Source organism: Acetobacter sp. P1H12_c (assembly GCF_018811975.1).
GTDB lineage: Bacteria > Pseudomonadota > Alphaproteobacteria > Acetobacterales > Acetobacteraceae > Acetobacter > Acetobacter persici.
On the sequence record NZ_JACRVR010000057.1, the window covers coordinates 1 to 10,095 of the forward strand.

Below are 10,095 nucleotides of genomic sequence, written 5' to 3' on the forward strand. Positions count from 1 at the left end.
CCGACATACGCCATAGGGGACGTTGGCTGGTCGATATGGCGCTGATCGTATGTAAACTGGTTTCGCCACATTGTGTAGCTGTTGAAATCATGCTCCCAGCGCAGGCCAACCACCGTGCGCCGATCAAAGCGCCCCAATCCTGCGGATTCAGGACTCATAGCAACCTTCGCGCCATAGCGACCATTGACCAGCAGATTGACGGACGCGCATCCGGCTGCCGCGCTGGACGCATTGGTGCACCCCCGCTGGTAGGGATTGGCCCGATACTGGTTGAGTGACAATCTTGCTGGCAGAAAAGCATCCGTGACGTTGTTGACGAATTTCAGGATAAGACGATCCGATGACGTCAGATTGACACGCAGCCGCATATTTTCTGTCGAGGTATTATAACGGCTATTGGCAATGAAGCCGTTTCCACGCACATCGCTGCCAAAGATCATCAGATCATAGTGTCTATTGCCAAAACCGAGCGTTGCATAATTGTTGAACATCCCGAAACTGCCGAAATCGGAGCCCAGTTCCAGTCCGTGGATGTCTGTGCCCTTTCGCGTGCGGAAATTGATGGCACCATTAATGGCGTAATTACCATACAGCGTTGAGGCAGGCCCCTCGAAAACATCCACACCCTGATAGGCATGAGGATCAATCAAATCGGCCCGGGCGGTCCCATCGGGTTGGGTCATGGGGAACCCATCTTCCAGAACCTGAATATTTTTAAGTCCCCATGATTGACGATCTCCTGAGCCACGAATGGACACGTTCGTATCGCGAGGGCCATTCCCCTGAGTGAAGCTGACGCCAGGAATAGTCACCACCATATCGGCAACACTTTGGCTAACCTGGTTCGCGAAACTATTTCTGTCGGAACTATAAGTCGTCTGGCCCGCCGGACGCGTAAGGGCAGAGGATCGACTTAATCCCGTTACAAGAATCTGTTCTGTTTTGACGGGATTTTTTTTGGTTCTGGACGCAGGAAGAACACGGTTGCTCAAAGGTGGGCGAGGCTTCTCTGTGCCGACGGCAGCGTAGGTAGTGGTAGCCGAGAAAATGGCGGCAGCGACCATTGTCCCGTAAAACGGGAGTGAAAAATAAACAATACGAAACATGTGAAGGGACCTGAAGAGACAGCACAAAATGCTCACCTGCATGGCAGGTCAGCGGCTCTTTCAATTCAGATCAGGCAGGAGGTCCCTGCGGGCAGAGAGAAGTCCGTTTTGGTGTTGGCGGCCCCCGGATGAATGTGAACATCCATGACTGACGAATGGCAGCAACACATAATCCCACAAAAAGACAGAAAACGATGCCTACAACGAGCAGGTCCAATGCTTCGGACAGAAGAAAGCCGTCATCATCGGGGGCAGTTGAGCGATGGTGCTGTCCGTCTGGATCAGACGAAGTGCTTAGATCGTCGCAAAGAATGCTCAGCTTTGTAAGGGTGTTGAGGGGATCGTCGATTAGTGTCGCAGGGGAAGCAATTCCGCCAAATGTCAGGCGTGCAATCAGTGCAAGCAATACGAGAGGCCAGAAGGCCAGCAGGTAAGTTGGACTGTGAGCACGTGGAGTCATGTGTCACCGTTACAACAAGTTCTCTCTGTTAACCAGTCTATGTTTTTTAATGCCACGTCCCACAGCACAGCCTTATCGAAAAACAGCCCCGTTATAACCCGTTTAAGACTGGCCTTCACGTCTTCAAGCATTGCAGCCGCTGTCATGAAACTCTCCTCGTCCAGCTTACGGAGTCCTGCGTGGAAAAATCCAATTCCAAACGAACGTGTTTTCGGGAAGCACGTCATTACCAACCCATCAAAAATCTGATGTGTGGACAACATTATGAGAGCATTGAGAGGTGTTTGAAAGCGACAAAAACACCGGACTGGTAAATCTGCTTTTGCAGGACGCCCACTCCAACTAGCAGCAGGGTCAGACGCAGCACCGCAGTCAGTAACACCCACGCGGACTTCTTTTCTTCAGACGTGAAATAGGGCCGGCTGAGATACCATAAATCGTCGAAAGCGGCGCGAACGTTCTTCATGCGTCAAAGACCCGTAGCAGTCGATCACGGGAGGCGGTTGCCAACACTTTGACGACTTCTTCGTCCTGCATTGTTGGTCGAGCCGGATTTCCATATTCCCGGATGGAGACGGTTCCGTTTTCTTTTTCTTTTTTCCCGATGACCAGCATGACAGGTATTTTGGCGAGACTATGTTCCCGGATTTTATAGGAGATCTTCTCATTGCGCAGGTCAGGAAGAACCCGGATATCATGGTCTTCGAGTGTTTTGATGAGGTCTCCGGCATGGATATTAGCCTCCTCTGTGATCGTCGCGACAACGACCTGCACCGGTGCGAGCCAGAACGGCAGATGGCCTGCATGGTGCTCCAGAAGAATGCCAATGAAGCGCTCAAGTGAGCCAAACAAGGCGCGATGCAGCATGACAGGCGTGTGCTTCTGGCTATCGGCACCGACATAGTGTGCGTCCAGCCGTCCCGGCAGGTTGAGATCGACCTGAACTGTACCGCATTGCCAGTCCCGTCCGATGGCGTCCCGCAGCACGAACTCCAGTTTCGGGCCGTAGAAGGCGCCTTCGCCGGGATTGTGGGTGTATGTCAGTCCGGCAGCTTCGACACCATGGCGCAGCGCAGCTTCTGAGCGGTCCCATATTTCGTCCGACCCCACCCGCTTTTCCGGACGATCGGAGAACTTGATCCTGACATCATCAAAGCCAAAATCCCGGTAAATCGAGAGCACCAGATCACAAATCCGCTGCGTCTCACTTTCCATCTGTTCGGGCGTGCAGAAAATATGGGCGTCATCCTGCGTAAAGGCACGCACACGCATGAGACCGTGAAGTGCTCCCGAAGGTTCAAAACGATGAACCTTACCGAATTCTGCCATGCGGAGTGGCAGATCACGATAACTTTTCAGTCCCTGCCGGAAAACCTGCACACCCCCAGGGCAGTTCATGGGCTTGAGAGCGTAGGTACGTCCCTCAGTCTCGGTGGTGAACATGTTCTCCCCGAATTTGTCCCAGTGACCGGAGGCTTTCCACAGAGACAGATCCATGATGTCAGGCGTGTTGACCTCCACATAGCTTTCCGTGCGCTGACGCTTACGCAAATAGGCGAGGAGTGTCTGGAATAATGTCCATCCATTGGGATGCCAGAATACGGCCCCCGGTGCTTCCTCCTGAAAATGGAAGAGATCCATCTCACGACCAAGTCTGCGATGACCACGCAGCATGGCCTCCGCCCGCTGTTTTTCCCACGCTTCGAGCTCCTGTTCGTTACGCCAGGCCGTGCCGTAAATCCGCTGGAGCATTGCTCGGTTGCGGTCGCCTTTCCAGTAAGCGCCCGCCGTTTCCAGCAGACGAAAAGCATGACCCACGTCTGCTGTGTTGGAGAGATGTGGTCCACGACACAGGTCCACGAAATCACCCTGTCGATAGAACGTCAGAACAGCATCAGCCGGGAGTGCGTTGATGATCTCGGTTTTGTAGTGCTGGCCCTGTTCGCAACACCAGGAAAGTGCACTCTCCCGGTCCCACACCTCGCGGACGATTGGTTCATTGCGATCAACGATTTCATGCATGCGGGCTTCGATCCGGGGCAAATCGTCCGCCGTGATCGGCTCTTCCGGCCCGACATCGTAGTAAAAGCCGCTTTCAGTAGCGGGTCCGGTCGCAAACAGAGTGCCCGGAAACAGTTCGCTGATCGCCTGAGCCAGAATATGCGCCGCGTCATGGCGGATGAGAGGTAGCGCATCTGCATCGTGCCGGTACACAGATTGGGACCGAATGTCATCGGCTATGCTGGACGAACGGTCATGAAGAACACCATTGATCCGACAGGCTAGGGCTTCGCCTGCCTCTTTTTGGGCAGTACGATGGAGGGACGCAGACGATGTCATTGAAGACCCTTGACGAAAAAGAACGGAGAGATGGCAGGAACTCATTTGATGGCCTGCGGAGGAAGGGATTGCGTGGTCGAACGGACGGGCGTTGCAGGACAGGACTGGCAATCAGAGCAAAGTCCCTGCAACTCAATGATCCGTCGCCTGACCTGAAATCCAAGACTGTCGGCATTTTTGTCGATCAGACGGAAGGAGGCCTCGTTTTCCACCGACTGCGCGACGCCGCATTGCTCGCAGATACAAAAAACCAGACGAGAGGGATTTTTCGCTCTGATGTGCACAAACGCATTCCGGCTTTCCAGACGGGCGACGAGGCCTTCGGTCATCAGTCTGTTCAGCGCACGGTAAATTGTGGGAGGAGCCAGCGTGCGCCCGTCCGGGCTGTCAATACCCCGCAATATGTCATAGGCAGAAAGCGGAAGTCTGGCGTGTGTCAGAACGGTCAGTACGTCGTCTCGGACCGACGTGATACGGTCTGAAGACCTGCAATGCGGAGTTGTGGAAGAACAAAGTCGACGAGAAGACGTTTTCATATTCTTCATCCAGCAACCGTATCGATGATGAGATGAATGCCGGCCGGAGTATTGTCGTGACCCGGGCGACAAATGCGATGCAGGCAGCCAGCGTGTTGACCGCCAGAACCCTTGATGAACGCCACTGAGAAAGAGTCCAGCGTGCTGGTCATGCCCGCGCGTGGATCGGGGTAACTGCACCATTCCGCACAGGCGGCGCCGTAGCAGCAGATAAGCCTGAGCGCACCGGACGCTGCTTCAAACGCGACGTCATCGGGAGGCGTTGTCGCCAGTCTGAGACGTTGCGGACAGTCCTTCGTTACTGCGGAAAACAGGCTTGATAATTCCGCGGCATCGCCAAGAATGAGAGGCGGGAACTCCTTTGTCAACATTCTCGAAGTAAGGGCATCGACGAGTTCACCGCAGGTGCCGCACATATCGAAGACGGTCCGGGAGGAACCGTGCGCTGCCAGTGCTTTGTGCCAGACATCTGGAACGATCCGTCCCCAGACGACCATGTCGATATCGCCGCGATGGAGGTCCAGCAGGACGGATGCATTGGAACAGGCAATCACGTGTGGGGCGGGATAGGCTAGAGGCGGCATCTCAGGACTGTCTGGCGCCGGGGCGGGCCAGCTTTCCACGAACAGCGTGGCAGTGCGACGTTGATGCGGATCCCGGGACATGATTGCAGACTCATCCGGGAAAGGCATGAGGCGCTTTTCCGTAACTGCTGGTGTGGTGAAAGGAGCTGTCATGAATCCGATGCTTGACGGGATGCTGTCGTTGCCTCTAGTGTTATATTATAACATAACATAGTCAACGCCGAATGTGAGGGCTGAATGGACACAACCGTGGAGACGCGCCCGCCAGCGCATGCGCCCACCCGGGTTTTACGGCCCCGGCCCACGCGAGCTCAAGCGGAGGAGGCGGTGCGGACGCTGCTCGCGTGGACGGGGGATGACCCGGACCGCGAGGGACTGAGAGGCACACCCGATCGGGTGGTCCGTGCCTATGAGGAGTTTTTCGAAGGCTACGAGGAGGACCCCGTGGCCCTTCTTGAGAGGACATTTGAAGAGACAGAGAATTACAATGAATTGGTGGTGTTGCGGGATATCCGACTGGAATCGCATTGCGAACATCACATCATTCCACTGATCGGCAAGGCGCATGTCGCCTACCTGCCGGACAGGCGGGTCGTCGGTATCAGCAAACTGGCACGTCTGGTCGATGTGTTTGCGCACAGATTGCAGATTCAGGAAAAGCTGACGGCGCAAATCGCCGATACGATCCACAGCGTTCTCAAACCGCGTGGTGTCGCAGTGGTGGTTGATGCGGCCCATCAATGCATGACCACGCGCGGCGTGCACAAACCCGGCGTTAGCATGGTGACCAGTCGCATGATTGGCGAGTTTGAGTCCTCGGAGACGCTGCGCCGGCAGTTTTTCGCCATGGCCGGCATGGGAGGCGCATGATGGGTGCGACCCAGGCCCATGAATCCGCAGCGTTTCGGCCACGCCTCTCCATCGTGCAGGTGGAAGAAAGCACTGATCTGGCGCCCCGCTTCGATGCCGCCGGGCTTCTCACAGTCGTCACGACCGACGCGGAGAGCGGCGATGTTGTGATGGTCGGGGTCATGAACGCGGAGGCTCTCGCTCGCACCATCGAAACCCGTGAAGCGCATTACTGGAGCCGAAGCCGTCAGTGTCTCTGGCACAAGGGTGCGACGAGCGGTCTGATCCAGCATGTTGTCGAATTACGCATCGATGATGATCAGGACGCCGTGTGGCTCCGTGTCAAAACGGCCGGTGTCGGAGCGAATTGTCATGTGGGTTATCGAAGCTGTTTTTACCGGCGTGTTGATCTCCCGGTTGATGAAGGCGTTTCAACCCCGGAAGCCCGGCTCGTCTTCTGTGAAGCAGAGAAGACTTTCGATCCGATCGCCGTTTATGGCGATGCTCCGAACCCGACACAGCTCTGAAGGAACAATGGAAATGGAAAACAAACTTCCCGTTACCGTGCTGTCCGGCTTTCTTGGGGCGGGCAAAACGACGTTGCTCAATCATGTCCTGAACAACCGTCAGGGCTATAAGGTTGCGGTCATCGTCAACGACATGAGCGAGGTCAATATTGATGCCGATCTCGTGCGCGAGGGCGGCAGTAATCTCTCGCGGACCGATGAAAAACTGGTCGAGATGACCAATGGCTGCATCTGCTGCACGCTGCGCGACGATCTGCTGCAGGAGGTGCGGCGTCTCGCGGAAGAGCAGAAATTTGATTACCTTCTTATTGAATCGACCGGGATCGCCGAACCTTTGCCGGTTGCGGCCACGTTCGAGTTTCGCGACGAGAATGGTGTCAGTCTGAGCGATATTGCCCGGCTGGATACGATGGTGACGGTCGTGGATGCCGTAAACCTGCTGCGGGATTATTCTTCAAGTGATTTCCTGAAAGATCGTGGAGAAACGGCAGGTGACGACGACGACCGTGCTTTGGTCGATCTTCTGGTCCAGCAGATTGAGTTCGCGGATGTCGTGATCATAAACAAGATCTCTACCGCGACAGTCGATCAGGTAGACGCCGCCCGGAAAATCATTCGTGCCCTGAATTCGGATGCAGATATCATTGAAACTGACATGGGCCAGGTTCCCATTGAACGGATTCTGAATACAGGTCGCTTTGACTATGACAAAGCGCATCAGCATCCTTTGTGGTTCAAGGAACTTTATGGTTTTGCCAACCATGTGCCCGAAACCGATGAGTATGGCATTCGCAATTTCGTCTATCGCGCGCGGCGCCCGTTTGAACCAGCAAAATTTCAGGCGTTTCTGGATCGTAACTGGCCTGGCGTTGTGCGCGCGAAAGGGCATTTCTGGCTTGCGACACGCCCCGAATGGGTCGGGGAGATGAGCCAGGCGGGCGCACTTGTTCGCAGCGAAGCCATGGGACTGTGGTGGGCTTCCATTCCGAAAAACCAGTGGCCTAACACCGATCAATGGCGTGATTTCGTGTTGGGAAACTGGGATTCTGTTTATGGCGACCGTCGGCAGGAAATCGTCTTCATCGGCACTGCGGAGATGAACGAGGCCGCACTGCGTCGTGATCTCGATGCCTGCCTTGTGCCCGAAACCAACAGTTTTGATCCGGCCCGTTATGCCCATCTGCCGGATCCATTCCCCATATGGCGCCGTCAGTCAGAAAGCCTGGAACCCGCCTGACAGATACGATTGTCAACCACTAATGTTTTCTTGAGGGATCATCAAAAATGAAGACGCGTGCTGCTATTGCATGGGAACCGAACATGCCGCTCGAGATTGATCTGGTCGATCTCGAAGGCCCGAAGGAGGGTGAGGTTCTGGTCAGGATTGTCACCACGAGCCTGTGTCACACCGATATGTTTACCCTTTCAGGGCATGACCCTGAAGGACGCTTTCCGTGCATTCTCGGTCACGAGGGGGTGGGTATCGTCGAGGATGTAGGCAAAGGCGTCACTTCTGTTGTTCCGGGCGATCATGTCATTCCGCTCTACATTCCCGAAGATCCGAACTGTCCGATGATCCGTTCGGGCAAGACCAATCTCTGCTCGACGATCCGTGAGACACAGGCTCTCGGACTAATGCCCGATGGAACAAGTCGCTTTTCCTATAAGGGGCGGCAGATTTTTCACTATATGGGCACAAGCACGTTCAGCGAATACACCGTCCTGCCCGAGATCGCGGTTGCGAAAATTACCAGGGACGCGCCTCTTTCCAAGGCAAGTGTCATGGGCTGTGCCGTGCCGACCGGCATGGGGGCCGTGCGGAATGCGGCAAAGGTCGAGCCCGGCTCTACTGTAGCGGTTTTTGGCCTCGGCGCGATAGGGATGGCCGTTATTCAGGGGGCCGTCATGGCTGGTGCCTCGCGAATCATTGGTGTCGATACCAACCCCGCGAAATTCCTGCTGGCGAAAAATCTGGGGGCGACAGATCTGGTCAATCCGACGGATCATACCGATCCGATCCAGAAGGTGATCGTCGAGATGACGGGCGGCGGAGTGGATTATTCCTTCGAGGCGATCGGACGCGTCGATGTCATGCGGGCTGCGCTGGAATCTTGTCACAAGGGCTGGGGAGAATGCACCGTTATCGGTGTCGCGGGTGCCGGAGAGGAAATTTCCACTCGGCCATTCCAGTTGATTACAGGGCGTGTCTGGCGCGGAACGGCCTTTGGAGGCGTGAAAGGGCGCTCGCAGCTTCCTGGAATGGTGGATGAATGGCTGGCCGGAAAATTCAGTGTTGATCCCTACATCACGCACAACATGACGCATAACCAGATCAACAAGGCCTTCGATCTGCTGCATCGTGGTGAGGCAATCCGGTCTGTCATGCACTACCAGCCTGGTGAGACCATGTCGAACGACCTGCCCGGCGAAATTCTGATGGATGCCTGATCATCGCTTTTTGGCGCCTTTCGCTTCTAACTTTGGAAATCGAGGACCTAACTCATGCTGAGACCAAATCCACGAGGCGACTATCCCGTAGTGGCGGAGAGCGCTTTCGTTGATCCGACGGCTATTCTGTGTGGCCACGTGATTGTTGAGGATGATGTGTTCATTGGACCATACGCTGTTATCCGTGCAGATGAAGCGGATGAGAATGGAACAGTCGAACCGATACGGATCGGTAAGGGCTCAAACATTCAGGATGGCGTTGTCATTCATTCCAAGGACGGCGCGGCCGTCACGATCGGGTCGAGAACCTCGATCGCGCATCGTTCGATCATTCATGGGCCGTGCACTGTAGGTGATGAGGTTTTTATCGGTTTTAACTCGGTTATCTTCAATTGCACCGTAGAGCGAGGCTGCGTAGTCCGGCATAATGCAGTCGTAGAAGATTGTGTGCTGACAGAAGGGTTTTATATCCCGTCGACAACGACGATTCATTCAAATACCGACCTGTTGACTGTCCCACAGGTCACCCAAGACGCCACGGCATTTTCTGAGAGCGTGGCTGAAATGAATGTCAGTCTCGCGCGATCCTACCGGCGCATCGCTAATCAGCTGTAACCTGATGCGGGAATGCGAGAAGGTCGGAAAAAGCGATTATTGTTCTATGTGTTTCTTCTGGGTGTAACAAACTCTACACCCAGTAATGCCAAGGGCTTCGATCTTCCCGCTATGGTGCAGGACGTTATTCTGGAAGATTACATGCACTATGCCCGTAACACCGCAGGGCGGCTAGCCTATCGGATGGGTAGCTTTCCAGAGAACAAGGGCCGCGTTTGGGTCATACCCTGCACGGTCAGACTGTCAGAAAAAACGCAGGTCGTGATCCGGGCATGCCTTCTTCAGCTTTAAAGCTTTTGACATTCAGGTAATGGGACCATGGGGTCTGGAAGACGTCACCCTATCTGTTCAATGTGACCTACGATAACCAGTCAGGTGTTCTGACGTGCCCCCCGAAAATGTAACCATTTAAAAGTAGAGTCCGATCGAGAAGGATACGGACGAATGAAACGCAGTCGTTTTACGGAAGAGCAGATCATAGGGGTGCTGAAGGAACAGGAGGCTGGGCTCAAGGTCTCTGATCTTTGCCGCAAACACGGGATCAGTGATGCGACGTTTTACAAATGGAAGACCCGCTATGGTGGCCTTGAGGTATCTGAGGCCAAACGACTGAAGGCCTTGGAAGATGAA

The 10,095-nt window shown here is 54.8% G+C and carries 13 protein-coding genes; 7 read left to right on the plus strand and 6 right to left on the minus strand.

The genetic code is table 11. The features are described from left to right. The 6 genes from KP699_RS15380 to KP699_RS15405 form a co-directional block, all read right to left on the minus strand. Positions 1-1,106: TonB-dependent receptor plug domain-containing protein (locus KP699_RS15380; protein ID WP_252347135.1), on the minus strand; the 1,106-nt coding region annotated here is incomplete at its 3' end. A gap of 70 nt (positions 1,107-1,176) precedes the next feature. Further along, entirely contained in the window at positions 1,177-1,566 is a 390-nt protein-coding gene (locus tag KP699_RS15385) for a hypothetical protein (RefSeq protein WP_020936718.1), read from the minus strand. Between the two features lie 262 nt (positions 1,567-1,828). Continuing rightward, positions 1,829-2,032, minus strand: coding sequence for a hypothetical protein (locus KP699_RS15390; RefSeq protein WP_025829281.1), 204 nt, complete (start codon positions 2,030-2,032; stop codon positions 1,829-1,831). Next, positions 2,029-3,906: a threonine--tRNA ligase gene (thrS, locus tag KP699_RS15395; RefSeq protein WP_306301947.1), complete on the minus strand. Its 1,878-nt coding sequence runs from the start codon at positions 3,904-3,906 to the stop codon at positions 2,029-2,031. The genes KP699_RS15390 and thrS overlap by 4 nt, the downstream gene beginning before the upstream one ends. A 41-nt stretch (positions 3,907-3,947) precedes the next feature. Continuing rightward, positions 3,948-4,442: a Fur family transcriptional regulator gene (locus tag KP699_RS15400; RefSeq protein ID WP_051552267.1), complete on the minus strand. Its 495-nt coding sequence runs from the start codon at positions 4,440-4,442 to the stop codon at positions 3,948-3,950. Positions 4,443-4,447: 5 nt separating this feature from the next. Next, a complete protein-coding gene (locus KP699_RS15405; RefSeq protein ID WP_025829284.1) occupies positions 4,448-5,179 on the minus strand; it encodes a DUF1826 domain-containing protein in 732 nt (243 codons plus the stop codon). Between the two features lie 84 nt (positions 5,180-5,263). Between KP699_RS15405 and folE the strand changes: the two genes are divergently transcribed. The 7 genes from folE to KP699_RS15440 all read left to right on the plus strand — a co-directional run. Then, entirely contained in the window at positions 5,264-5,896 is a 633-nt protein-coding gene (gene folE / locus KP699_RS15410; protein ID WP_025829285.1) for a GTP cyclohydrolase I FolE, read from the plus strand. Further along, positions 5,893-6,402 (plus strand): phosphoribosyl-AMP cyclohydrolase, encoded by a 510-nt coding sequence (hisI, locus tag KP699_RS15415; protein WP_025829287.1) that lies wholly within the window; start codon positions 5,893-5,895, stop codon positions 6,400-6,402. The genes folE and hisI overlap by 4 nt, the downstream gene beginning before the upstream one ends. 13 nt (positions 6,403-6,415) lie before the next feature. Further along, on the plus strand, positions 6,416-7,639 hold the full coding sequence (gene zigA / locus KP699_RS15420; RefSeq protein WP_063908833.1) for a zinc metallochaperone GTPase ZigA: 1,224 nt from the start codon (positions 6,416-6,418) through the stop codon (positions 7,637-7,639). A gap of 47 nt (positions 7,640-7,686) precedes the next feature. Further along, a complete protein-coding gene (locus KP699_RS15425) occupies positions 7,687-8,850 on the plus strand; it encodes an S-(hydroxymethyl)glutathione dehydrogenase/class III alcohol dehydrogenase (RefSeq protein WP_025829290.1) in 1,164 nt (387 codons plus the stop codon). Positions 8,851-8,904: 54 nt separating this feature from the next. After that, entirely contained in the window at positions 8,905-9,465 is a 561-nt protein-coding gene (locus tag KP699_RS15430) for a carbonate dehydratase (RefSeq protein WP_025829291.1), read from the plus strand. 12 nt (positions 9,466-9,477) lie between these two features. Continuing rightward, positions 9,478-9,756, plus strand: a complete 279-nt coding sequence (locus tag KP699_RS15435) for a hypothetical protein (RefSeq protein WP_159102949.1) — start codon at positions 9,478-9,480, stop codon at positions 9,754-9,756. 153 nt (positions 9,757-9,909) lie between these two features. Further along, positions 9,910-10,095, plus strand: a 186-nt coding sequence (locus KP699_RS15440) for a transposase (RefSeq protein WP_215762890.1), incomplete at its 3' end; no start/stop codon positions are given.